The 23,443-nt window shown below is 48.1% G+C and carries 24 protein-coding genes; 14 read left to right on the top strand and 10 right to left on the bottom strand.

From position 1 onward, the window contains the following. Window positions 1-3: 3 nt before the first annotated feature. The gene (locus HP567_RS24165) at window positions 4-720 is read right to left on the bottom strand and encodes a GDSL-type esterase/lipase family protein (protein WP_173610877.1); all 717 of its coding nucleotides are present in this window, start codon (window positions 718-720) and stop codon (window positions 4-6) included. Between the two features lie 156 nt (window positions 721-876). Here HP567_RS24165 and HP567_RS24160 point away from each other — a divergent pair, with 156 nt between their 5' ends. Continuing rightward, on the top strand, window positions 877-1,428 hold the full coding sequence (locus HP567_RS24160; protein WP_173610878.1) for a nitroreductase family protein: 552 nt from the start codon (window positions 877-879) through the stop codon (window positions 1,426-1,428). Between the two features lie 124 nt (window positions 1,429-1,552). Next, window positions 1,553-2,068 carry a DUF3841 domain-containing protein gene (locus tag HP567_RS24155; RefSeq protein ID WP_173610879.1) on the top strand — a complete coding sequence of 172 codons (516 nt, stop codon included), beginning with the start codon at window positions 1,553-1,555 and terminating at the stop codon, window positions 2,066-2,068. 40 nt (window positions 2,069-2,108) lie between these two features. Here the strand turns inward: HP567_RS24155 and HP567_RS24150 are convergent, their stop codons facing one another. Then, window positions 2,109-2,588: a DinB family protein gene (locus tag HP567_RS24150; protein WP_173610880.1), complete on the bottom strand. Its 480-nt coding sequence runs from the start codon at window positions 2,586-2,588 to the stop codon at window positions 2,109-2,111. 144 nt (window positions 2,589-2,732) lie between these two features. Here HP567_RS24150 and HP567_RS24145 point away from each other — a divergent pair, with 144 nt between their 5' ends. Together HP567_RS24145 and HP567_RS24140 are read left to right on the top strand one after the other, a co-directional pair. Further along, window positions 2,733-3,656, top strand: coding sequence for a LysR family transcriptional regulator (locus HP567_RS24145; RefSeq protein ID WP_173610881.1), 924 nt, complete (start codon window positions 2,733-2,735; stop codon window positions 3,654-3,656). 169 nt (window positions 3,657-3,825) lie between these two features. Then, complete coding sequence (locus HP567_RS24140) at window positions 3,826-4,596, top strand: ANT(4')-I family aminoglycoside nucleotidyltransferase (protein WP_173610882.1); 771 nt, start codon at window positions 3,826-3,828, stop codon at window positions 4,594-4,596. A gap of 88 nt (window positions 4,597-4,684) precedes the next feature. Here the strand turns inward: HP567_RS24140 and HP567_RS24135 are convergent, their stop codons facing one another. The 5 genes from HP567_RS24135 to HP567_RS24115 all read right to left on the bottom strand — a co-directional run bounded on the left by HP567_RS24135 (window position 4,685) and on the right by HP567_RS24115 (window position 8,866). After that, window positions 4,685-5,059, bottom strand: coding sequence for a YybH family protein (locus HP567_RS24135; RefSeq protein ID WP_056489635.1), 375 nt, complete (start codon window positions 5,057-5,059; stop codon window positions 4,685-4,687). Window positions 5,060-5,594: 535 nt separating this feature from the next. Further along, complete coding sequence (locus HP567_RS24130) at window positions 5,595-6,329, bottom strand: amino acid ABC transporter ATP-binding protein (protein WP_173610883.1); 735 nt, start codon at window positions 6,327-6,329, stop codon at window positions 5,595-5,597. 17 nt (window positions 6,330-6,346) lie between these two features. Next, window positions 6,347-7,042 (bottom strand): amino acid ABC transporter permease, encoded by a 696-nt coding sequence (locus HP567_RS24125; protein ID WP_056489631.1) that lies wholly within the window; start codon window positions 7,040-7,042, stop codon window positions 6,347-6,349. Next, the gene (locus HP567_RS24120; RefSeq protein WP_173610884.1) at window positions 7,029-7,862 is read right to left on the bottom strand and encodes an amino acid ABC transporter substrate-binding protein; all 834 of its coding nucleotides are present in this window, start codon (window positions 7,860-7,862) and stop codon (window positions 7,029-7,031) included. The genes HP567_RS24125 and HP567_RS24120 overlap by 14 nt, the downstream gene beginning before the upstream one ends. Window positions 7,863-8,038: 176 nt before the next feature. Further along, window positions 8,039-8,866, bottom strand: coding sequence for an amino acid ABC transporter substrate-binding protein (locus HP567_RS24115; RefSeq protein WP_173610885.1), 828 nt, complete (start codon window positions 8,864-8,866; stop codon window positions 8,039-8,041). Between the two features lie 816 nt (window positions 8,867-9,682). Here HP567_RS24115 and HP567_RS24110 point away from each other — a divergent pair. The 4 genes from HP567_RS24110 (at window position 9,683) to abc-f (ending at window position 14,313) form a co-directional block, all read left to right on the top strand. Next, the gene (locus HP567_RS24110; protein WP_047071713.1) at window positions 9,683-10,084 is read left to right on the top strand and encodes a hypothetical protein; all 402 of its coding nucleotides are present in this window, start codon (window positions 9,683-9,685) and stop codon (window positions 10,082-10,084) included. A 13-nt stretch (window positions 10,085-10,097) separates the two neighbouring features. Continuing rightward, a complete protein-coding gene (locus HP567_RS24105; protein ID WP_173610886.1) occupies window positions 10,098-11,036 on the top strand; it encodes an AEC family transporter in 939 nt (312 codons plus the stop codon). Between the two features lie 99 nt (window positions 11,037-11,135). Further along, window positions 11,136-11,933 (top strand): stalk domain-containing protein, encoded by a 798-nt coding sequence (locus HP567_RS24100; RefSeq protein ID WP_173610887.1) that lies wholly within the window; start codon window positions 11,136-11,138, stop codon window positions 11,931-11,933. Between the two features lie 454 nt (window positions 11,934-12,387). Then, on the top strand, window positions 12,388-14,313 hold the full coding sequence (gene abc-f, locus HP567_RS24095) for a ribosomal protection-like ABC-F family protein (RefSeq protein WP_173610888.1): 1,926 nt from the start codon (window positions 12,388-12,390) through the stop codon (window positions 14,311-14,313). 63 nt (window positions 14,314-14,376) lie between these two features. On the opposite strand, the gene HP567_RS24090 is transcribed toward abc-f, so the two are convergent. Further along, complete coding sequence (locus HP567_RS24090; RefSeq protein ID WP_312027536.1) at window positions 14,377-15,714, bottom strand: MFS transporter; 1,338 nt, start codon at window positions 15,712-15,714, stop codon at window positions 14,377-14,379. A 22-nt stretch (window positions 15,715-15,736) separates the two neighbouring features. On the opposite strand from HP567_RS24090, the gene HP567_RS24085 reads away from it, so the two are divergent. The 3 genes from HP567_RS24085 (at window position 15,737) to HP567_RS24075 (ending at window position 17,114) form a co-directional block, all read left to right on the top strand. After that, window positions 15,737-16,135, top strand: coding sequence for a hypothetical protein (locus HP567_RS24085; RefSeq protein WP_173610889.1), 399 nt, complete (start codon window positions 15,737-15,739; stop codon window positions 16,133-16,135). Then, window positions 16,132-16,338 carry a YqgQ family protein gene (locus HP567_RS24080; RefSeq protein WP_015892550.1) on the top strand — a complete coding sequence of 69 codons (207 nt, stop codon included), beginning with the start codon at window positions 16,132-16,134 and terminating at the stop codon, window positions 16,336-16,338. Before HP567_RS24085 ends, HP567_RS24080 begins: the two co-directional genes overlap by 4 nt. 188 nt (window positions 16,339-16,526) lie before the next feature. Next, the gene (locus HP567_RS24075) at window positions 16,527-17,114 is read left to right on the top strand and encodes a DedA family protein (protein ID WP_173610890.1); all 588 of its coding nucleotides are present in this window, start codon (window positions 16,527-16,529) and stop codon (window positions 17,112-17,114) included. Window positions 17,115-17,368: 254 nt separating this feature from the next. On the opposite strand, the gene HP567_RS24070 is transcribed toward HP567_RS24075, so the two are convergent. Both HP567_RS24070 and HP567_RS24065 read right to left on the bottom strand, forming a co-directional pair. Then, entirely contained in the window at window positions 17,369-17,830 is a 462-nt protein-coding gene (locus tag HP567_RS24070; protein WP_173610891.1) for an NUDIX hydrolase, read from the bottom strand. A 16-nt stretch (window positions 17,831-17,846) separates the two neighbouring features. Further along, on the bottom strand, window positions 17,847-18,002 hold the full coding sequence (locus tag HP567_RS24065; protein WP_229088116.1) for a hypothetical protein: 156 nt from the start codon (window positions 18,000-18,002) through the stop codon (window positions 17,847-17,849). A 129-nt stretch (window positions 18,003-18,131) separates the two neighbouring features. On the opposite strand from HP567_RS24065, the gene tkt reads away from it, so the two are divergent. The 3 genes from tkt (at window position 18,132) to HP567_RS24050 (ending at window position 23,277) form a co-directional block, all read left to right on the top strand. Continuing rightward, on the top strand, window positions 18,132-20,138 hold the full coding sequence (tkt, locus tag HP567_RS24060; RefSeq protein ID WP_173610893.1) for a transketolase: 2,007 nt from the start codon (window positions 18,132-18,134) through the stop codon (window positions 20,136-20,138). A 170-nt stretch (window positions 20,139-20,308) separates the two neighbouring features. Next, complete coding sequence (locus tag HP567_RS24055; protein WP_173610894.1) at window positions 20,309-22,825, top strand: transglycosylase domain-containing protein; 2,517 nt, start codon at window positions 20,309-20,311, stop codon at window positions 22,823-22,825. A 101-nt stretch (window positions 22,826-22,926) separates the two neighbouring features. Beyond that, entirely contained in the window at window positions 22,927-23,277 is a 351-nt protein-coding gene (locus HP567_RS24050; protein ID WP_173610895.1) for a hypothetical protein, read from the top strand. Window positions 23,278-23,443 lie beyond the last annotated feature (166 nt).

Raw genomic sequence — 23,443 nt, 5'->3', positions numbered from 1 at the left:
CATTTATGATGGTGTGCCAAGTGGGATGTCATGTGCAGAAAATGTATCGCGCAGAACGGTCGCCATGAGCTGGTAGCCGAGGACATGCGGATGAAGCCCGTCGTCAGCCAATTCCTTGCGCAGTGTGATGCCATCTGCGTCCGTCATGCGGGAGTGATAATCGACATAGAGACAGTTTGTTTGGTTAGCAATCACTTGAAAACGTTCATTGATAGTGATGACGAGCTCATTTCGTTCACGGTTGCGTGCGTATCGGTCCATGCATGTAGGCAAAAGGGAACAAAGAATGGGCTGAATGCCTTGCTCGAGAGCCGCATGCACCATTGCTTCTACATCACTGGTCACCTGCTGGCAAATCTCTTGGGGTGTCAGTCGGTCGGAAGGCAAGAATGTATCCAGTGCCCACGTATTGTTAATCCCGATCATGATCACCACATAACGTGGCTTTAATTGAAGGACATCCGCGGCAAAACGTCTGCGTGCTTGTTCGGTTGTGTCACCGCCGATTCCACGATTGACGATCGTCTGATCTGGCCGGCCAAAAAAGGTAGAGAGATCCCACCAATGTGTGATGGAATCGCCGAAAAAAACAAAATCGACGGGCTGCTGGTGGAAAAGTAACGCTTCATTATGAAAGTCAAATTCGTTGCGTCGCCTGTCTGCTGGCGCATCGATACTGAAAAATCCGGGCTTTATGAGAGCTGGGCGCTGTCTGTCCAAGCTACATCCCTCCTCGTCCAAAAGTTTACCATATCCTTGAAAGCGTGGTGTGCAGTTTCGTTTACTTCTTACTTGATTTTGACGAGTGTACACGATAACATATGTTCTGAATAAGACTGATAACCATTATCAAAGTGCAAAGTCTAAAAGAAGAGGGTGACCGTTGTGTCCATTGCCAAAATCATTCGAGAGCGCCGCTCTATTAAAAAAGACTATAAACCAGATACTGTGTCCGAAGAACTTGTTCTGGAGCTGTTGAATGACGCCGTATACGCGCCGAACCATGGTATTCGTGAGCCGTGGAGATTTTTGTTTGTATCTTCAGAGAAAAAAGAAGCGTTTGTGGAGAAGCTGATCACCTGCTATCCTCCAGAAGCCCATCAGGCGCGCAGAGACATGTACAACCAGCCGGCAGCCTATTTGGTCGTGATCATGAAAGAAGATCCGCGCCAAAAACAATGGGAAGAAGATTTCAGTGCGACGGCTGCTCTCATTCAAAACTTCCAGTTGCTCGCATGGGAGCGTGGATTAGGCGTCGTCTGGAAAACAAACGCCCACAACTGGGACCCGAAGGCACACGCTATCTTGGGTGTTGCGCCAGGAGAGAAAATCGTTGGCTTCCTGCACCTCGGTTTTTTCGATCAGGAAAATGTACCAGCAGCACGCACACGCACACCTGCCGAAGAAAAGTTCACTCGGTTCGAATAAATGGAAAAAACGAGATCATTAGAAGGTCTCGTTTTTTTTGTGTAGGCTGCACGACTTCGGTTACACTAGTGCTTGAACATGGTTTAATGAGCTCGAGTTGAAATATGGGAGCAGGGTGTATGGTATGAGAGTTTTTTGGACGTTACAAAACCAAGAAGCATGGGATCTGGCTCAAGATCGGGGATATATACGGAGCGAACGAAATTATGCGATGTTCCCAGAAGAATACGAATGGATGATCCACCAGATGAAGAAGCGATTGTCAAACTATGAGGGCGATTATCCGGTATGGTTGTGGGTGAACAAACCTGATTTGAGGAATACAGGCTATTTTGAAAGTGGCGTAAAGTTCGTCAGAATCAAAGTTGAATTGGATGAACAAGAGGTTTTACTGTCTGACTACGATGAATGGCACATGGTATTAAATCATGATTACCTGGCAAACAGTGAACAAGAGTATGAAGAATACCATCAGGGGAAAGGGACGATTTCAAAAGAGGAAAGCTGGGAACGCATCTTTGCATGGGATAGAAAGCGAGACTCCAGTTGGGATATAGATGGGGATAGAGAGTTACAAGGGACAACGGGGAAAATAAATCTAGCTAACGTCAAAAGCGTCGAGTACTTTATCGCGAGGTAATGGGAAAACGAGACCATGGAAAGGTCTCGTTTTTTCATGATTATTTGGATGCTTCCTGCGCTACGACTTTTACCATGCTGGAGATGATCCCTAGATGGATGGACTCGTGCATGACGGCAAAGTTAAAGACCTCTCCTACCGTCGTAAACTGGAAGGGACCCATGGTAATGGGGGCAGGCAAAGCTGCTTCTAGCTCGACAGGGGTGACAGAGGCCAGCAGATCTAGCTGTACGGATAGGTAGTGAATCAGCTCATCTTTCGAGGGTGGTGCAGTCGTCCAGTCAGCAGGCTTCGTTCCGGTCTGAAAAAGAGTCGCGTAAGAAGCGGGCAGGTCAGATTGGTAAGGCAAGCCGATGGACAGGAAATGTTGAAAACAAAAGACGATATGCCCGATATTCCAGCGAAGTGTATTTGAAAAAGCGGGGGATTGAACATCCAATAGCTCCTCAGGAATCAATGGAATCTGTTGCAGGCCAATTTGACGAACGGATGTGGCTGTAGCGATCATGCTTTGAGACATGAGACAAACCTCCCTATCATTTTCCTATGATTGACAGCGCTCTTACCGTCAACTAAAGTGTACGTCGTAGGGGAAAACGGAACAATCATGCTTTTCCGATTAGAATGATTAGTAAAAATGATAATGGACGCAAGAGGTGAAGCAATGGAGCTCAGGCAATTGGAGTATTTTATGGCAATATGTGAGGAAATGCATTTTTCCCGGGCCTCAGAAAAGCTGTGTACCTCGCAGTCCAATCTCAGCCAGCAAATCAAGTTTTTAGAGAGTGAGCTGGGTGTCCCGCTGTTTGACCGTTTAGGCAAGCGAATCACACTGACAGAAGCAGGAAAGGTATTGCTGGAACAGAGTCGGCATGTTTTTTCCCATATCGATTACGCACGCGAAGCGATTGCTGCCATGAAAAACAACGAAGGGGGCACGCTTACGATCGGTGTCTTGCCTGGCGATGCCGATTTATTGTTTGATGCTCTTCTTGTAGAATTCCACCGCTTGTATCCGAAAACATCTTTATCCGTCATAGAGTCTACAAGAATCGTGGAGCAAATCACATCCGGCGAGATTGATTTGGGCGTGACTGTGTTACCTGAGCCGGATGAGAGAATCACTGTCATTCCGCTATTTCATGAAGAGTTCGCAATGGCGGTTCATACCGCACATCCTCTTGCCAAGGAAAAGGCAATCAAGTTTGGGCAGCTTCAAGAGGTAAAGCTGGTGATGTTTCCGCCGGATCATCAAGTGAGACAGCTCATCAATCGCAATTGCATGCAGGAAGGCTTTCGATTGCAGCCTCATATCGAAACAACCACACTACAGTCTCTCTTGACTCTTGTAAAAAAGGGAATCGGGGGCTGTATCCTGCCTAGCTTACTGCTGCAAAACGTAAACGACGACGAGATTGCGATCATCAATCTCTTGCATCCGACACCCAGCCAAGACATCTGTCTGGTTTATCGCAAGGACAAATATATGGGGTTCGCGGCTCGTACCTTCATCGATACGCTACAAGCGTATATTCAATCGGCCATCGACAACGCCCAGGCTTCCGCCATCAATAATAATCACTCGTAAGATTTTCCTTTCCTTGGTAAAATAAATGCATATCATGACGAACAGTACGATCTGGTCGATGGGAGGAAGTTCACATGCATCCAAAAAAAGTCCCCCGTTAATCCCGAGGTCCTCCATTCATGTATTTGTGTCAGCTCACCTCACATTATTTCAAGGGAGATGTACGTAAATGAACATGAATGGACCTGTAAAAATTTCTCGAAGTGAACGATTTCAAACCTGCCAAGAAATTGCTGCGAGATTGCATGAAGTGTACAAAAAAAAGGTTCTGGCCATTGGGGTGTATGGTTCCATCTCTCGCGGGACAGACGGCCCTTATTCGGATATCGAGATGTTTTGTGTACTAGAAGAAACAGGGGAAGAAATAGAATTTAGCTACGAATGGTCAGCGGGACCTTGGAAGGCGGAAGTGAATGTGTGCAGTGCAGATGTTTTGCTGAACACTGCTGCTACTGTCGAGGATGATTGGCCGCTGACACATGGCCCATTCTTTTCTCCGCTCAGTCTGTACGATCCGAAGGGCTTTTTTGAAACGCTCAAAAAAGCAGCAGAATCACCGTCGCAGGAAGCGTTCACAGAGAATATCAACGGTATTCTCGTAGGGGAAATGTATGAGTTTATTGGCAAGCTGCGAAACGTAAATCTAAACGGCCCCCACACCTATCTGCCCTATTTGGCTATGGAGTTTGCCCAATACGGTGCGATGTTGATCGGGCTGCATAACCGACAGCTATACTCAACAGGGGCCAAGGTTTTGCCAGAAGCGCTGGAATTGCCGCATCGTCCGGCTGGATTCGATCAGGTAGCCAGCTTGGTAATGGCGGGGGATTTGACTGATCCAGCAAAAATCGTTACCGCTTGCGAAGCATTCTGGGATGGTCTCCAAGAGTGGGCTGCACAGCATCAGTATGTGATTCATTCAGAACGAATTCCTTTTTAATGGATAAAAAAAGAAATGAGACCCCTACCAAAAGGGGTCTCGACTTACCAAGAAAGCCTTGCTTCCTAGCGAGGCTTTTATTTTTTTCTTACTCAACTTTGCCGCTCAAATGCTCATGAATGAGCTTCCATTCATCTGTCTCTGTTTTCGTAAAAATATTCGTGGCTCTACCACTTCCCTTGACGAATTCCCCGTTGTAATAGCCTTGATATTGATACGTATATACACAGCTAGCGGATCTTTGATCGACAGCAATCCACTGGACATCCGTAGCTGCATAGACTTCATCCTTGATCAGATGCCATGCATTTTCAAAGTAAGCGCGGATCTCACTCATGGATGTACACGTCTTGTCAGAAAACCAGTAAATGGCATTCGGATGAAGCACTTTTTCTACATTGGCAAAGTCATGTGTATTGGTAGCGTCAATATATTGCGCTAACGCCCGTTTATACTCTTCCATGAAGTAAATCCCTCTCTCCGCTAAAAAAAATGGTCTATTTATCCATATTTTATAGGTTTGCGGCAAAGAAAAAAAGCCCGCCCGATGTAGAAGGGGGCTATTCGGGCGGAAATGGAGGACGTAATGTCCATCGTAGGGTCTGACACATTCATGATAGATGTCTGATGTTAAGGAAGAGTAGAGAGAACATGAAGCATTTGTTAATTTTAGGTTTTGTATAAAGGCCGAGGGGCAGGCACCCGTTTTTTTTCTTTTTGATCGCTGGGATAGACAGGCATCCATACAGGAGAGATGCGGTTTTCATAAGCTGAATGGAGTACTGATCCTTGTCAGCTGATCGGTGCTTCCATCTGATCTCAATGAGAGGAGAGGAAGATTATGGGTTGCAATCGCGGTGGCTTCTTTTTTGGTGGCGGGTTCATTTGGATTCTCATTATTATTTTTCTAGTGATTTGTTTCATTGATGATTAAGGCAATCGTACAAAGAAAAGACTCTGTGCTCTTAATACGAGAGACAGAGTCTTTTTTCTGGTCACTACTTCAAATGCTGCAAGAACTGACGTGTGCGTTCCTCACGCGGCTTTGCAAACAAATGGGAAGGTGTATCTCGCTCCACGATGACGCCTTGGTCCATGAAAATAACTTCGTCGGCCACTTCCCGGGCGAACCCCATCTCGTGCGTGACAACGATCATTGTCATTCCTTCCTGGGCAAGCTCCTTCATCACCTTCAACACTTCGCCAACGAGCTCCGGGTCGAGAGCGGAGGTAGGCTCGTCAAATAGCATGACTTGCGGGTCCATCGCCAATGCCCGCGCAATCCCTACGCGCTGCTGCTGTCCGCCAGACAACTGTGCCGGAAAATGGTCCAGCTTGTCGCCGAGACCGACCTTTTTCAGGAGAGCAACGGCTTTCGTGCGTGCTTTTTCTTTGTCTTCCTTTTTGACAGTGACAGGCCCCTCCATGACATTTTCAACGGCTGTCATGTGAGGGAACAGATTGTAGTTTTGGAACACCATCCCTGTCTGCTTACGCAGCTTCGGAATACTTGTTCTCTCTACTTTTTTGGAAAAGTCCAGCTTGACGTCGCCAATTTGGACGCTGCCGCTGGTCGGAACCTCAAGTGCATTCAGGCAGCGAAGCAAGGTTGTCTTCCCGGAGCCAGAAGGACCGATGATAACGACTACCTTTCCTTTTTCCACCGAGAGGGAAATTCCTTTGAGCACATGTAAGGTGTTGAATTGTTTATGCACATCCGTGATCGTAATCATTCGTTTTCACCTGCTTTTTAGACATAACGGTCCAGCTTGTTTTCGATGCGATCCTGGATAATGGAGAGTACGAAACAAATCACCCAGTAGATAAGGGCCGCTTCCACATAGACGAGCAGCGGCTCATATGTCGCAGCAACGACTTCCTGGGCTTTGCGAAACATCTCCGGAACCAGAACGACCGAAGCCAGCGAAGTATCCTTGACCAAACTAATAAACGAATTGGACAAAGGAGGAATGGAGACGCGAGCTGCCTGAGGGAGCACGACTCTGCGCAGTGCTTGCCAGTAGGTCATCCCCAGGGAGTAGGCTGCTTCCCATTGTCCTTTGTGTATGGACAAGATCGCGGCACGTACTACCTCGGAGGAGTAGGCACCTACGCTGAGAGAGAAGCCGATGATTGCCGATGGTATCGGATCGATCATCAAGCCGATGCTCGGCAATCCGTAAAAAATGATGAACAACTGGACCAATAAAGGAGTACCGCGAATGATCGATACATAAAAGCGGGCGATGGCAATCAGCGGCTTTATGCCGGATAGACGTGCCAGCGCAGTGAGAACCGCTAAGATTAGACCAATGAAAAAGGCAGCGATGGCGATTGTTAAAGAATAGAGCAAGGCTCCTTTCAACAGGGGAAGAAAGGAGCTTTGCGCGATATCGATCCATCGGTTCAGGCGTTCTGGGTTTTCAAAGAAGCTACTTAGAGACATCTGCACCAAACCATTTCTCTGATATTTTTGCGAGGGTACCATCTTTCGTCATGTCATCCAGTGCTTTGTTGAATGCATCAACCAGCTCTGCGCTGTCCTTGCGGAAGAGGAAACCGTTTTTCGCTACGTTCGGATCTTTTGCGATAATTTTGATAGGAACATCAGGCTTTTGCTTCATGAAGTCCAACAGGGAAATCCCATCGTTGATCGTAATGTCTACACGCTTGGAAACAAGCAGGTCAATCGCTTGGTTAAAGCCTTCCACACCGACGATTTCCGCTCCGTTTTTCTTCGCGATATCGGTGAGGTTGCTCGTCAATGTTTGCGCTGCTTTCAAACCTTTAATATCCTCAAAGCCTTTTACGGTCGTGTTGTCTTTATGGGTGACAAGGACCGCTGTGGATACAGTATATGGATTGGAGAAATCGTATTTTTCCTGACGATCAGGGCGAATGCCTACCTGATTCGCTACGACATCAAAGCGCTTGGAGTCAAGTCCAGCGAACATCGCATCCCATTGTGTTTCTTGAAACACAGGCTCAACACCGATGCGCTTCGCTACCTCTGTCACGACCTCCACATCGTAGCCCGTCAGCTTGCCAGACTGATCATGGAACGTAAACGGCGCGTATGTGCCCTCGGTTCCGATCAGAATTTTACCGTCGGCTTTTACTTTTTCCAACAAGTTTTGTTCTTTTTTCTCTTCTGTTGGGGCAGGAGCGGCACTATTTTGCGGTGGCTGTCCCGTTGAAGACGACCCGCAACCTGCCAATGCGACTAACAGAGTGGAAGCGAGAAGGGAAAATAATAGTTTTTTCATAAATTAACCCCCACTAAACCGATGTGAATTTGAATAGGAACATACTAAAAGGGACAGACAATTTTGTCAACGCCTAAGAATTTATTTAAATTCGTAGGCGCATGAAAACTTACCGTATAAACGCGGGCGATCCCTCTTTAGTTCTCCTCGATAATGGTTTTCTTCAGGTTTAAGAATTACTTCGTGATATCCTCGCCGAACCATTTGACGGAAATTTTGGAAAGGGTGCCGTCCTGTTGCATCTCATCGAGCACTTTGTTAATCGCATCAATCAATTCCGTGCTACCTTTGCGGAACATGAAAGCGGTTGGTTGGCCTTCTGCATTTTTCGCCACGACTTTGATTGGTGTATCCGGCTTTTGTTTCAGGAAATCAAGCACTGACAAATTATCGTTGAGCACGACGTCCACGCGTTTTTGTGCGATCAGGTCAATCGCCTGATTGAAGTTGTCTACCCCGACGATTTCTGCCCCATTGGCACGTGCAAGGTCAGCGTAATTGCTGGTCATGGATTGTCCGGCTTTTAATCCTTTGATATCCTTGAAGTCTTTTACGGTGTTATTGTCCTTGTGAGTCACCAAAACCGCACGGGAAGTCGTATATGGCTTGGAGAAATCGTACTTTTCCTGACGATCAGGACGGATTCCTACTTGATTGGCAATGACGTCAAAGCGCTTGGAGTCGAGACCAGCAAACATGGCATCCCACTGGGTCTCCTGGAATACAGCCTCTACACCGAGTCGCTTGGCAACTTCCGTGACAACCTCCACATCATATCCGGTCAATTTGCCCGACTGATCATGGTACGTAAACGGAGAGTATGTACCTTCCGTACCAACGACGAGTTTTTTCTCGGTTTTCACTTTTTCCAGCAAGTTTTGCGAAGCTGCTTGATCAGCAGGCGGAGTCGTATTATTCGGCTGAGAAGGAGAACCGGAAGTGCTACAGCCAACCATTCCCAGTAGCAGGCAAGAAAGTAAAGTAGACAGAATGACTTTTTTCATGTTGTAATCCCCTTTATGTTAATCGGATTTCATGGATTCATAGTAGTGGTCGTTCATGCCTTTGTCAATGATTAAATTGTTAAATCCCATTTGATTACTATGAATTGAAAAGGATAAGCTTCTATGTAGCTGCGGTGAAGAGAAGAATATTTCCAGTCTAGGCTCCAGGCTCCGTCCTGCTGGGGGCTGAGACTGTACGCTCCGAAGGGATTTGCGGGGAAACGCAAAAGTGGTAGCCGCTTCGTCGCTCGGGCACGTTGCGTTTCTTTTGCCCGCAAATCCCTTCTCCGCTCGGTAGGACTCCACAAGTCGCTACGTCTGGAAATATTCTTCTCTAACGTAACAGATGTGATTCTTCATTACTTTTTAGGATTTAAAAATTCGGGAACACATGGAAAGCTCGCAGAGGAAACAGGAGAAAACAGCGAAGATCTTTGGTACACCGACCGAGACGGAATGCAAAAAGCGAAACACGCCTTTAAGCGTCCACCTCTGAAATACATCCTGAAAGGACCACTTTGGACGCGGTTTCGCTTTTTGCATGGAGGCGGGCAGTGAATCCCCCAGCGGGTGGGACAAGAATCTGAGCGTTTTCTCCTGTTTCCTCCCCACCACTACAGAACGTTTACACTTTTTATCCCTTTTAAGATTCTCCATTCATGCAGTAGCTATGTGCTTGAGACGAAAACTTGGCGCATAAGTAGTGGTTGAGGTTCCTCGTCAAGAAGCGTACAATTAGTACGAATTGAAAGGCCTACAAGCAATGACGTGCTTGTTCTTCATAGGAGAGCGCACCGACAAAAGGAGTCAATCAACATGTTAAACGACTGGCGTATGTATACAGATGGAAGTGGAATGGAGCAAAAGCATGTAGCTTGGCATGAAGTGCTGAAGGAAATCGCTCAGTTGGATGGAGTAACGCGGACGTTGGTTCACGCAGCGTATGGCGACCATGTGGATTTGGTCGTCGCAGGCGGGAATAACGGCAAAGTATTGGTGCAATGGAAAGAACACGAGCCGGCGGAGCAGCACTTTGTACTTGCGGCAGACAAGCAATCGGCGGTGATGTCCACGCTCGTCATCGAGGGTAGTGAGGTTGCCTTTCCCCTTTCCTGGTGTGTTCCGCTTGAGCAGGTTGTTCCTTTATGCGGGGATTTGCTGCGAACATGTGAAAAAGGGGAGCCGAGCGAACTCGAATGGCTTCCGGTAGAAATGTAGGCAGGAGGGCAGCATGGAACTACAAACGTTGCAGCAGTCCATCCTCATCATGGCCGTCATCATTGGGATCGGTAGCTTAATCGGCTACCGGCAACCCTTGACTGCGGACTCCCGCCAACTCGTCATCACGATTATTGTAAACGTTGCCATGCCGTGCATTATTTTAGACGGGATCTTTCAGACAACCATTGATCAACATATGTTAACCCAAATTTTTGCAATATTCTTCATTTCCATTATCCTGAACTGCTTGGGCATTTTTATCGGCTGGTTAGGTGCGCGTGCACTACCGCTTCCTGTGAAAAAACGTCGGGAGATCGCGCTTTTGTCCGGCTTGGGGAATACTGGATTCATCGGTTTGCCGCTTTGTGCGGCATTGTTTGGGCCAAAAGGGGCGCTCTTGGCGGCTATTTTCGACGCAGGGGTGGATGTTGTGCTATGGACAGTGGGTGTGATGATGCTCCAGGAAAAAGGAAGCTTTTCCTTGAAAGGGCTCAAAACACTCATTAACATTCCGATGATCGCGATTGTATTCGGACTCGGTTCTGCCATCATCGGGTTTGTGCCGCCTGAGCCTGTGAAGCAGCTGTTTGGAACGCTGTCCAAGCTCGCCTCTCCGCTAGCCATGATGTATATTGGTATGCTCTTGCCCATGTTTTTGCGCAACAAACCGCAAGTATCCCTGAAGCTTTTGAGCATGCCACTTACGTTTAAACTAGTTGTTTTTCCGCTGATGACGGCATTTCTTTTGTCCGTTTTTCAAATCGACAGCGATATTGTCAGTGTTTCCCTCGTGCAAGTAGCAATGCCCACCCTGACATTAGCCTCGATCTTGTTCGGGCGCTATGCGGCGGATGAGGAGATGGGTGCCATGACGACGGTTTGTTCTACCTTGCTGGCGCTCTTGTCCATCCCGGTTGTTCTGGTCATGGGAAATTGGCTTTTGCATTAATCTCTCGCCAATCTCAGTCATAGTGAAACGAATCAGAGGTAACCTATGTCTAACAAGTAAAGAATGACGAAAATGATGATCAGGGATGGAGGAACATCAATGAAAGGCAAATCGATTTTGGCTGTTGCCCTCACACTGCAAGTGTTGGCGGCTTATCCTGTGCAGGCGGCAGTGTCTAGCACACCACAAACAACGACAGCTCCGATACTGGTAAACGGAGAGCAAGCTCCCTTGGTAAAAGCACCGCTTCTCGTCCAGCAGCGTACGTATGTCTCCGCAGAGGATGCGAGCAGGATTTTGGAAGGTTCTTGGAAACAGGATGCAACGAATGGGGAAATGAAGCTGGCGAAAGGTACGCTGACGTTCCACCTCGTTACAGGAAAAGTAGCGTTGAATGGCAAGTGGCTACTAGATGGGCAGGGCGCAATCGTGCGTGACAAGCAAGTGTATTTGCCGCTGAGATGGATGGCAGAGCAGGCCGGACATCAAATCACGTGGAATGCCGAGAAAAAGGCGGTGGAAATTGTGATGGCTGGGGAAGAGAGTGCTTTTACGCTTGTCGATGCGGATAAACTGACAGAACAGGAACGTACGTTTATTGACTCGGTAAAAGAACAGCAAGGTATTCACAAGCAAGGGGATCTGTATGTCATCGCTCGCGGCCCATCACCGAATCCCGGTTACGGACTGCAAGTAACCAAAGTCGAGCAGAGCTTGGAGCAGGTTTTTGTGTATGTCAAACAAACGCTCCCTGATCCGGGTAGAATGTACCCGCAAGTGATTTCCTATCCGTATTTGGCGGCAAAAGTAAAGCTGCCACCTTACACGACGATTTCCTTTCTGGATGCAGAGACGAAGAAGCCGCTGTTTGCCACAGAGGGCAACGGAAGTCGATAAGAAAATCGGGTAAAGAAGTACAGGGTCTGCTAGCGATAAGCACGTAGCAGGCCCTCTTGTTTTTGGGTGATTCCTGATGTAAGATATGGTTGTGATTTCCTATCCCTTGAGAAATGGAGGTGTGTGTACGTGTTCGGAACTCTGCAAGCATGGTTTGTGGTAGAAACTTCCAGTATGACGCATGATTTTGCATTCAACGGGACCAGTCTGTCCTTTTTTGCGCATACAACTGAACGGAGTTTCCATAGGCGTACCATGCATCGATCAGGGGCGGTTTGTTCTTGACTATAATGGGTAACTGACGTAAGGTCGGTCCCTTTCACGATGCCGCAGGTAATGGCCTGCGGCTTTTTTGCGTCCACTCGCACGTGCGGTGTGGTCTCAAAATTGTGCCGGGGCCACCAGGAAATCCATTATTTTGAACCGTTACCAACATTTCTAGGAGGAAACAATCATGATTATTGTCGCGACACAGCAATTGCAAAAATCGTACGGAGCAGATCCGGTATTACAAGATATCACATTGGAAATCAAAACAGGAGAACGCGTCGGGATCGTCGGACCGAATGGAGCAGGCAAAACCACGTTGTTCAAGCTGTTGGCAGGTATCGAAAGCCCCGATTCTGGTGAGCTTTTTCGGGCAAAAGGAACGATATGGGCGTACCTGCCGCAAACGCCGCAGTATCCGGCTGAGTGGACGGGGGCGGATGTTGTAGCCAGCGCTTTTGCGGATGTCATCAAGCTTCAGGAGCAGATGCGCGAGCTCGAGCAGCAGATGGGATTGCTTTACGAAAATGAACAAGAGCTAAACCGCCTCATGCTGCGCTATCAAAAGCTGCAAGATGAATTTGAACAACTGGATGGCTATCAGTGGGAGACGAAAATGACCCAGGTGACACAAGGCTTGGGAGTTAGTTCAGAACTGTTAGCGACACCTTTTGCCCAACTCAGCGGTGGGGAAAAGACGAAGGCTGGCCTTGCCAAGCTACTGTGTCAACAAAGCGATGTTCTGCTCTTGGATGAGCCGACGAACCACTTGGATGTGGAGTCGATGGAATGGCTAGAGGAGTTTTTGAAAAATTATCAGGGCACGATCCTGATCATCTCTCATGACCGTTATTTTTTGGATGCTGTCGTCACGTCTGTCTATCATGTGGACGGAGGAGAAGCCGAATTCTATATCGGCAATTACAGCGCATTCGCCACGGAGCGTGAAGAGCGATTGCTGCGCCAGTTTGCCGCTTATCAGGAACAGCAGAAGCAAATCAAAAAAATGAAAGAGACGATCAAACGGCTCAAGGAGTGGGGGAATCGTTCCAATCCGCCGAATGAGGCTTTTCACCGAAGGGCAAAAAGCATGGAAAAAGCACTGGCACGGATTGAGCGTATCGAGCGACCGAAAATGGAAGCGGATCGCATGGGCTTGCAGTTTATGAAAACCGACCGAAGCGGACAGGATGTGCTGAAAGCGACGGGGGTACAGAAAACATTTGGCGGAAAACAATTGTTTGCGGACGCCAGCTTTTTATTGCGTTACGGGGAGCGAAAAGCGCTGCTTGGACCAAATGGCTGCGGGAAATCTACGCTGATTCGCATGCTGCTGGGAGAGGTTGAGCCAGACGCAGGTACGCTCAAAATTGGCAGCAGCGTTAAAGTAGGCTACTTGTCCCAGCAAGCTTTGGAAGGGGACCAAAACCAGCGGTTGATTGACGTTTTCCGTGAGGTAGCCAGAGTGACGGAGCCGGAAGCGCGACATTTGCTGGCACGGTTTATGTTTTACGGCGAACAAGTTTTCAAGCGGATCGGGCAGTTGAGCGGCGGAGAGCGGATGCGACTGCGCTTGGCCCAAATGATGCATCAGGAAATCAACCTGCTCATTCTGGACGAACCAACCAACCATCTGGATATTGAAGCGCGAGAAACATTGGAGGAAGCGTTGGCAGATTTTCACGGGTCGTTGTTCATCATCTCGCATGATCGCTATTTCCTGCAAAAGATGGTAGATGGTGTGTTTTGGGTAGAAAATAAGCGGCTGGTTCACGATGTGGGTTCCTATGAGGAAGCAAGGGAAAAGCAAAAACAGCGGATCGCTGCTCGTGCGGGTAAGCCGGAGGAAATAGAGCGAAAGCAGCCAGCAGTCAAGCAAGTCCAAGAGACCGCCGCGACGAATGCGACAGTCAAACGTCCGAATCCATACAAGCTGGCAGAGCTTGAACAAAAAATAACATCATTAGAAGGAAGAAAAGGCGAACTGACGGCCTTGCTCCAAAGTGAAGGGGCCGATTACGAGCAATTAGTGGCTTGGCAACAAGCGATCGATCAGGTGCAGCAGGAGATAGAGGTAACCTTTTCGGCGTGGATGGAGCTACAGGAGCAGTAGACGGCAATAAAAAGAGCACCTTCAGCAAAGTGTTGATGCTGACGGTGCTTCCTTTTGGTTGGCTTACGATTGTGCTTGTGTGCTTGGTTCTGGCAGGCGACGATAGCCGCTGACGAACCAGAGGAGGAGCAATACCATCAAGACTCCTCCAAGGAAGAACGGACCGCTGTGGGAGACTTGGTATACCGCTCCACCAGCTAATGGACCCAAGATGCGTCCAAGACTGTCCATCGAGCTGATTGCCCCACTCGTCACGCCTTGGCCTTGCATCGTTCGCTGGGTGATCATTGCTGTGGCTGTCGCTCTGATCATTCCTTGTCCTGCTCCGAATAAGGAGAGGATCAACGCCAGCACCCAAAAGTTACCCGACAGCGGAATGGCAAAAAATCCAATGCCGTAAAGAATCATCCCGATGACGAGGACACTTGCTTCCCCTAGCTGCTTGACCATTCTCCCGATGAGTCCGCCTTGTACCGCGGCAGCGATCAAGCCCATGACGAGAAACATATAACCGAGGTCTTTGGAGGTAAAACCGTACAAATCACTTATGTACAGGGCAAAAGTCGTTTCCAGACCCGAAAAAGCAAAGGAGACGGTGAACAAAATACCGTACAGCAAGGACATGGAACCAAACAAAGAGACAAGCGGATTTTGCCGTTGTTCTTTTTGCAGATTTGCCCGTTTTTCTTTTGGCAAGCTCTCTGGCAAGGCAAAAAGGATCAGGAAAAACGTAAGCAACGCCACGATACCCGATGCGTAGAAGGGAACGGCAAAGCCGAATTCACTGAGCAGTCCACCAATGACCGGACCAAAGACAAAGCTAAGACCAATTCCGGCGCCAATGATCCCCATTCCTTTTGCCCGTTCTTCTGAAGGGAAGAGATCCGCTACCATAGCGGTTACGGTTGGCAATGCGGCAGCCGAGACGATTCCACCCAAAATGCGATACAGAAGCATTTCTGTATAACTGTCAGCGAGTCCAAACAGGATAAAGGTGATGGAAAAGCCGAACAGCCCGAATGATATGAGAGGTTTTCGCCCGACTCTGTCAGAAAGTGCTCCCCAAATCGGTGCAAACACCAGTTGCATAATATTGTAGCTGGCAAAAAGGACACCGATTTGAAACGAAGTCGCACCCAACTTTTCCGCGAAAAAGGGAAGAATGGGGATAATGATGCCAAAACCGAGCATGATGAAAAAAGCAATAAAGAACAAGAGGGCAAGGTGCTTCTTATTCACTACGTCTACCTCTTTTCGCACAAAAATCTGTTCAAGCGGATTGTTTGCTTTTTCCACCTTACGTGAAGGAAAAGGTGAAGTCAAGCTAGCAGCGTGGGCAGTTATACCAAGACGTGCTATAATAGAAAAGAAATAAGAATGGCTACCTATTTTGTCAAGTATATATCCATGAGGTGTTTGTTACATGTCTACTGCGATGCTTTACTACCTGGCCTGGCATGAAGATGATTGGCTGGATGAAGTGCTCGATCGTTTTCCTGAGATCAATGCCATTGTGCCTTCGGTCAAAACGTTTGAGTTGCTGGCTAAACAAAGAGAGTCCGGAGAAGTTGAGCGAGCGGTCCTCGTTCTGAATGCGGCTGTCGAACAGGAGAGATGCAAGGAGTTTTTACGCTTGTGTCAAGAACATCCACAGTTGTCCGCGGCTCCGTTGTATATCGTCGGATTGAAACCGGAAGAGGAGGAGGCGTGGCAAGAAGCGTATCCACACGCGAAGATCATCGTCATTACCGGCTTTGCTGTCGAGTTTGATTACGATGCCGTCCTCGCAAGGATGGAAATCGATCTGGAGGGAGCTCATTGAAAATAAACCCGAATGAATTCGATTTGAAGGCGTTTCTGCACCGTTTCGGATTGGTTATTTATACAGGTGATCCTGAAGGGGATTTGCTGTTGATAGAAGATGAAATTCGGGAGCTATATGAGCTGAATGTCATTGACAAGGAAGAGTTCATTGAAGCCATGTCAGCGTTGCGCAGCAAGCGTAAGGCAGAGGGAAGAGAATAAGAGTAAGAACGTGTTTGCCATGCCGTGTGTATGCGGTAGTTGGTGAACACGTTTTTTTGTTTGGGAATCTCGAATTCTATTTTGTAAGAAATTCTTCAGAAACACTTTTCCTTTTCTTAAGGATTTCTGTCTTCTTTTGAAAGGTTTACCCGTTAGGATAGAGTGCAGAGAGAAAGGAGGCGGCGCAGGTGGAGTTTACAGGGTATTACGAGCTATTCGGGAAGATGGTTACAGGCACGCTGGGAAAATTTATTCCTGATGAGATTACGGTCATGTCCATGGGGGCGCAGATTGCCAATACAGGAGCGGACTTTTTTATAGCATTTGCGGTCATATACCCCGTTTTTTTCATCGTTTCTTGCGTGTGGTACTTGCTGGGAGCGAAGGCATTTGGCTGGATGACCCGGAAGCTGGGCTTGCGTGCTGATTTACTGTCGGCATTGCGCGGGTCAATGGGCTGGCTACTTGCTTTTGGTATCTTTCTTCCGATTATTCGTCATATCGTGCCGATCCTCGCCGGTGCCAGCCGAATGCCGTTTCGGCAGTTCCTTCTATTCTTTTTGCCGAGCAGTATGGTTTGGACCTTGCATTACTTTGTGGCAGGCTACTGGTTTTCCGATCAACTGGAAATATTGGTTGCGGGTGTTTATCAATATAGCAAAATTACGTTGACGATCGTTTGTTTCGCGGGGTTTTCGTTCCTCATGATTCGCCAGTTGCAGCGTCTGGGTGGAATGAAAGAACCTCGAACGAATAAGCAACCACCTGTGTCATGATCGATACGAATTCCTAGAGTGCGGCGTCTACTATCCACGAGCTTTTCGGATGGCAGGCGACTTTTTTATGCGGATTTAATTACCAAATGTCATTGTGTCTTAGATTTCCATTTTAACCTGAGCAGGTGGAAGCAGTAGGTCTGGCTAATCAGGGGGAAAAGGTCCTCTTCTGAGATTCGGTAAGCGAAGGGTAACGTAAAAAAAACAACCAACTGCCAAAGCGAGCACAAGGCTTTTGGCGGATTGGTTGCTTTTTATGACTTCTTCTGCTCGAAAGCAGGCTCCCAGCCAAAGCTGTCAAACCACTGCTTTCGTCTAAAGTTCGAGAGAGCTTGCCTCACATAAGGAATGACGTTCGAGGGTAATTTATCCATGTTCACCCATACGAGCTCATCGCATTTATTCGGCTCGGCATTGATAATTTCTCCGCGCCATTCAGTAGCAGCGACAAAAAAATCGATGCGTTCATCAACGGAGCGACGATGCATGACGCCTACCATCTCCAAGCTCGCTGGATCGATGTCAATTCCGCATTCTTCTTTGGCTTCGCGGATCGCGGCTGTCTTCACTTCTTCATTCCCATCGAGATGTCCGGCGGGAACGCTGTAATTGCCGTCTTCGTAGCCGGTATTGTAGCGGCGTAATAACAAAACTTGCGCATCTTTTACCAGGAAAAGGTGAACGGCTACCTGCATCGCGAAGCGCTCTTTCTGCATGCGAATTCTCCTCTATTTAATGATATTCTTCCGGGCGATGATTTTCGGCAGCCTGTCTTCGGCGTTCCAGTCTGTTTTTTTTCAAAATAGGAGAGCTGGTCATCGCCAAGAGCAGCATGCCAATTCCAGCAACACCTAAAATGATCCCGATAGTAAGATAAAGCCAATTCATTGAAAAAGACCTCCTTAATTCATGCAAAGCGAACATGATTATGAATGGGAACTATGCTATAATGGCACAGTGTGTTTTTACCTGATTCTCGGTAGTAATTTCTAGAAAACGCAGGGAGGATTTTGCGAGATGACTCAGCATACGTCTGTTGATCAGTTATCCATTAATACCATCCGCACGCTGGCGATTGATGCCATCGAGAAGGCGAATTCCGGTCACCCGGGAATGCCGATGGGTGCAGCCCCAATGGCACATGTACTGTGGAGCCGCTTTATGAAAGTAAATCCGAGCAATCCAAAATGGATTGACCGTGACCGTTTTGTCCTCTCGGCAGGACATGGCTCTATGCTATTATACTCGATGTTGCATCTGATGAAATACGATGTTTCACTGGAAGACCTACATAACTTCCGTCAATGGGGCAGCAAAACGCCTGGTCACCCTGAGTTTGGGCACACGGCGGGTGTTGACGCGACAACGGGTCCTTTGGGACAAGGGATCGCGATGGCTGTCGGTATGGCGATGGCTGAAAAGCACATGGCAGCTGTTTACAACCGTGACAATTTTGACATCGTTGACCATTACACATACGTAATCTGCGGCGACGGTGACCTGATGGAGGGTGTATCCAGCGAGGCTTCTTCCCTGGCTGCTCACCTGAAACTGGGCAAAATGATCGTGCTCTACGATTCGAACGATATCTCTCTGGATGGCGAGCTTTCCCGTTCTTTCTCTGAAAACGTAGCGGGTCGCTACCAAGCGTATGGTTGGCAATATATTCGCGTAGAAGACGGCAATGATCTGGCTGCTATTGACGCGGCTATCGCAGAAGCGAAAAAAGATTTGGATCGTCCTACCTTGATCGAAGTAAAAACCGTCATTGGATACGGAAGCCCGAACAAAGGCGGCTCCAGTTCTTCCCACGGGGCTCCGCTTGGAAAAGATGAAGTGAAGCTGACAAAAGCAAACTACGAGTGGCACCATGAAAGTGAGTTCCACGTACCACAAGAAGTGGCGGATTTCTATGCAGGCTTGGCTGATGCGGGAGAAAAAGCAGAAGCGGCTTGGCGCGACCTGTTTGCTGCTTACGCAAAAGCGTATCCAGAGCTGGCGCTGCAATTTACGACTGCACAGGAAGGTCATCTACCAACTGGTTGGGACAACCATATGCCGACGTATGAAGTTGGAGCGAAGCTGGCGACACGCGTTGCTTCCGGTAATGCGATCAATGCATTGGCAAACAGCGTTCCGTTCTTCCTAGGTGGCTCTGCTGACTTGGCACATTCCAACAACACGGTGATTAAAGAAGCGGGCAACTTCTTGCCAGGCTCTTACGATGGCCGCAACATTTGGTTTGGTGTTCGCGAATTCGCGATGGGTGCAGCCCTCAATGGTATGGCTCTCCACGGTGGCGTTAAAGTATACGGCGGTACGTTCTTCGTATTCTCCGACTATGTGCGTCCGGCGATTCGCCTCTCTGCACTGATGAAGCAGCCAGTTGTCTACGTATTTACACATGACTCGATCGCTGTTGGTGAAGACGGACCGACACATGAGCCGATTGAACAGCTCGCTTCCTTGCGTGCAATGCCAGGCTTGACCATTCTTCGCCCGTCTGATGCAGTGGAGACGAACGAGGCTTGGAAATACGCTGTATCCCGTACAGATGAGCCAGTCGTCCTGGTACTGACTCGTCAAAACCTGCCAGTTCTGCCTGAAACCATTGAGAAAGCGGCAGAAGGCGTGAGCAAAGGTGCGTATGTTCTCGCAGACGCTCCAAGCGGCAATCCGCAGCTCATCCTGTTGGCAACTGGTTCTGAGGTATCACTCGTGATGCAAGCGCGTGAGCAATTGCTCGCGAAAGGTATTGAAACACGCGTTGTTTCCATGCCGAGCTGGAACCTGTTCGAGCGTCAGCCGAAAGAGTATCGCGACGCTGTGATTCCGCCAACTGTAAAAGCACGCGTGGCGGTAGAAATGGGCTCTCCAATGGGCTGGGAGCGTTATGCTGGCGATAACGGTACGGTCATCGCAATCGATCAGTTTGGCGCATCTGCACCAGGTGAGCGTATTATGAAGGAATACGGCTTCACGGTAGAAAATGTTGTAGCTGAAGCAGAAAAACTGCTGAAATAAATCGTAAACCTTTAGGAAAAAGCCTATCTTCTGTTTCAGGAGATAGGCTTTTCCAGTGACAAACGGAATTTTGTATGGAATGATAGTCTACGACCCAAAACAGAAACTTTTTTGAAATGGGACCGTCTATATAAGATGTGGGGGAGAGAGAGAAGACCAGGAGGTAAAAAATGGCAGCAAAGGCCAAGAAGACAGTCAAGAAGAAAAAGAACAACTTGCTGATGATTGCCGTATCGTTTGCAATTTTCCTTATCCTTAGTGTGATTGGGGGCTACTTTGCTCTGTTGTATGCGGGAGACCGGATGATTGAGCAAAACGTGCAAAAGCTACAGGACTTAAAAGCAGAACCAACTGTCATTTACGACAAAAACGGGAAAGAGATGACGAGCCTGATTCGTCAGAAGAACCGTGTATACAAACCGATTAACGAAATGCCAAAGACTCTGATCGATGCCTTCCTCGCCGTAGAGGATAAGCGCTTTTATGAACACAAAGGCGTGGATATGGTTCGGATCGGTGGCGCCATTGTTAATGACATTAAAAAAGGATCGTTAGCTGAAGGGGGAAGTACCATTACCCAACAGCTGGCAAGAAACGTCTTTCTCACCCTAGACCAAACATTCTGGCGCAAAACAAAAGAAATGAGTATCGCGATTGGCTTGGAGCGTAAGTATTCCAAGGATCAAATTTTAGAGATGTACTTGAACCGCGTTTATTTGGGCGAAGGGGAATTTGGGGTAGAGGACGCTGCCCAGTATTACTTCGGTAAGTCCGCGAGCGATGTTACCGTTGCAGAAGCAGCGATGCTGGCGGCCATTCCAAAAGCACCGACCACTTATTCACCTTTTAACAATCCGGAAAAAGCAAAACTGCGTCGAGACACCGTTATTCGTCTGATGTATGAGCAAGGAATCATTACCAATGAACAAAAAGACGCAGCTCAAGCAGAGGCGTTGCCGAAAGAACCGCATGAAGTGGCGGGTGCGAGCTTGAAAAAAGGCTATCGCGCGTTTTTTGACCACATGCTTCGAGAATCCGAAGCTGAGTTCGGCGTAACGGAAGAAGAACTGTACCGCGGAGGCTGGGACATTTACACGACCTTCGATCCGAAAGTACAGGATGCCATGGTAGAGGAATATGCGAATGCCAAAAACTTCCCGAAAGACGGTGCCAAGCGCGGTGTAGAATCATCGATGATTGTCATCGACGCGAAAACGGGCGGAATTGCCGGGATGATGGGCGGACGCAACTATGCGCCAAAAGGCTTTAACTATGCGACAGACATGAAGCGTCAACCGGGCTCCAGCTTTAAGCCGATTGCCGTGTTCGCTCCAGCAGTAAATAAAGATATCAACAAATGGAACGCGAATTCGCAACTGAGCAATAAAAGGCAGAGCTTCAATGGCTATGAGCCGCGCAACTACAATAACCGCTACAGTGAAACAATGAGCATGAGCCGGGCAATGATCGACTCTGCAAACATCCCGCCTGTATGGCTGCTAAATGAAATCGGTGTAAAGGAAAGCTTGGAGTACCTCAAGAAGGTCGGCATTGAGCTGACACCGAATGACCGGAACCTGGCGATTGCCCTCGGGGGATTGGATGCAGGTATATCTCCGATGCAAATGGCTCAGGCCTATACACCTTTTGTAAATGGAGGGGTAGTGTCCGAAGCGCACGCCATTTCCAAGGTCGAGAACAAGACTGAGGGTGTCGTCCGTGAATACCAGCCAAAACAATCGGAGGCACTGAAGCCGGAAGCAGCTTGGGAGATTCACACCATGCTGGAGAAAGCGGTACAGGAAGGGACAGGGAAGGCAGCACGTATCTCTGGCCGCCATGTTGCAGGGAAAACAGGAACGACACAATCGATTGCGGGAGATAGCAAAGCAAACAAGGATGCTTGGTTTGTAGGCTATACACCGGAATACGTCGGTGCAGTCTGGATGGGCTTTGATCCAGAGGATAAACAGCATTTGATGCACCAAGGTAGTAGCATGACGGCGCAAATGTTCTCCAAAGTGTTGGCAACAGCCTTAAAAGGGGTGCCGTCATCAGACTTCGTTCGACCAGAGGGCGTCGTACAACATAAACAAGAGGAAGTTGAACCGGAAATTCAATTGGCTGCTGACATGACATTGGATACCAGTACCAATAAATTGATGGTCGTGCTTAGCTGGATCGGTGGAGCTGACGGCAGTACGTACGATTTGTACCGCATTAGCGAAAACGGCGAAAAACAACTCATCTCTGCGGGTACGAAGGAAACCTCGTTCCTGGATGTGTTGGACAGTCCCAAACAATATCGTTATCAAGTCGTTCCGAGAAATGCGCAAGGTGAGGAAGGGACACCATCAAAAGAAGTCCCAATCGATTCCAAGAAGCTGGAGAATCTGATTAATCAAGATCCGGGTCATAACGAGGAAGGCACCAATCAGGGACAAAATCCGGATGGTACGGGAAATGGCAACGGTGAAATTCCACCTGACCAAGGTACCGGAGAGACTGGTGAGCATACAAATAATGAAGGCAGTAGCCAACCGCCAAATCAGGGAACAGGTGAGGTTCCACCGGACATCATGAATCCAGTTCCTGGTCAGACAAATGGTTCTTCCAATGAAATTCAATTACCGCCACCTCCACAAGAGGAGGGGCAGAACCAGTTCCCGGATGCTTCAAACGGCTAAAGATTAGCCCAGCAGGAACGATTCAAAACCGATTCGACTATTTGCACAACTTCTTTCGCGTGGTACAATACCATTAAATCGGGAGACAGGGGGGACAGTCCATGTCTGGCTACGCACAAAGGGATCTACCCACATTTTTCAAAGAACAGTTACGCCAAACCAAGTTGAATTTTGAGCGAGCACTTGACTGTAAACACACCGATTTCGATGATCTTTACCCATACATGAACGAACAGCCACAGTTCTTCTGGTACAAACGTTATGTGGCTTGGTCAGAACTGTTGACCGTCGTACGTCTAGCTGAACAATTGGGTATTGAGTGGACAGAGGATTTCAGTGAGCAGCAGGTAGAATTCATTCAAGGCAAGGTTCTGCAAGGAAAAGTGCTCGATTATTGGAACCCAGAAGAAGAACAAGAAGAGTCGATGAGGGAATTGGAAGAAGAAAAATAAATGTGACTGTAAAAACATGGCGCGTTCCCATTTGCGGGAACGCGCTTTTTTGCGTGCGCTAAGCTAGGCTCACTTAGGAAAGTAACAGTGTCTAATGCAACATACATGTTTATGTAGTTATGTAAAAAAATGTATACACATTCACTCTTCTCTTCTGTTATATGTA

This window comes from Brevibacillus sp. M2.1A, from assembly GCF_013284355.2.
In the GTDB taxonomy this organism is placed as follows: Bacteria; Bacillota; Bacilli; order Brevibacillales; family Brevibacillaceae; genus Brevibacillus.
The sequence above is the reverse complement of the archived record's forward strand: the minus strand, read 5'-3'. Positions and strand labels throughout refer to the sequence as shown.

Coding starts and splice junctions, on each gene's coding strand:
- HP567_RS24120 (WP_173610884.1), bottom strand. CDS start 7,862: ATGAAAAAACTATTATTTTCCCTTCTCGCTTCCACTCTGTTAGTCGCA.
- HP567_RS24155 (WP_173610879.1), top strand. CDS start 1,553: ATGAGAGTTTTTTGGACGTTACAAAACCAAGAAGCATGGGATCTGGCT.
- HP567_RS24050 (WP_173610895.1), top strand. CDS start 22,927: ATGTCTGGCTACGCACAAAGGGATCTACCCACATTTTTCAAAGAACAG.
- HP567_RS24105 (WP_173610886.1), top strand. CDS start 10,098: ATGGAACTACAAACGTTGCAGCAGTCCATCCTCATCATGGCCGTCATC.
- HP567_RS24065 (WP_229088116.1), bottom strand. CDS start 18,002: ATGAATTGGCTTTATCTTACTATCGGGATCATTTTAGGTGTTGCTGGA.
- HP567_RS24110 (WP_047071713.1), top strand. CDS start 9,683: ATGTTAAACGACTGGCGTATGTATACAGATGGAAGTGGAATGGAGCAA.
- HP567_RS24055 (WP_173610894.1), top strand. CDS start 20,309: ATGGCAGCAAAGGCCAAGAAGACAGTCAAGAAGAAAAAGAACAACTTG.
- HP567_RS24115 (WP_173610885.1), bottom strand. CDS start 8,866: ATGAAAAAAGTCATTCTGTCTACTTTACTTTCTTGCCTGCTACTGGGA.
- HP567_RS24130 (WP_173610883.1), bottom strand. CDS start 6,329: ATGATTACGATCACGGATGTGCATAAACAATTCAACACCTTACATGTG.
- HP567_RS24145 (WP_173610881.1), top strand. CDS start 2,733: ATGGAGCTCAGGCAATTGGAGTATTTTATGGCAATATGTGAGGAAATG.
- HP567_RS24135 (WP_056489635.1), bottom strand. CDS start 5,059: ATGGAAGAGTATAAACGGGCGTTAGCGCAATATATTGACGCTACCAAT.
- HP567_RS24070 (WP_173610891.1), bottom strand. CDS start 17,830: ATGCAGAAAGAGCGCTTCGCGATGCAGGTAGCCGTTCACCTTTTCCTG.
- HP567_RS24100 (WP_173610887.1), top strand. CDS start 11,136: ATGAAAGGCAAATCGATTTTGGCTGTTGCCCTCACACTGCAAGTGTTG.
- HP567_RS24150 (WP_173610880.1), bottom strand. CDS start 2,588: ATGTCTCAAAGCATGATCGCTACAGCCACATCCGTTCGTCAAATTGGC.
- HP567_RS24140 (WP_173610882.1), top strand. CDS start 3,826: ATGAACATGAATGGACCTGTAAAAATTTCTCGAAGTGAACGATTTCAA.
- HP567_RS24125 (WP_056489631.1), bottom strand. CDS start 7,042: ATGTCTCTAAGTAGCTTCTTTGAAAACCCAGAACGCCTGAACCGATGG.
- HP567_RS24085 (WP_173610889.1), top strand. CDS start 15,737: ATGTCTACTGCGATGCTTTACTACCTGGCCTGGCATGAAGATGATTGG.
- tkt (WP_173610893.1), top strand. CDS start 18,132: ATGACTCAGCATACGTCTGTTGATCAGTTATCCATTAATACCATCCGC.
- abc-f (WP_173610888.1), top strand. CDS start 12,388: ATGATTATTGTCGCGACACAGCAATTGCAAAAATCGTACGGAGCAGAT.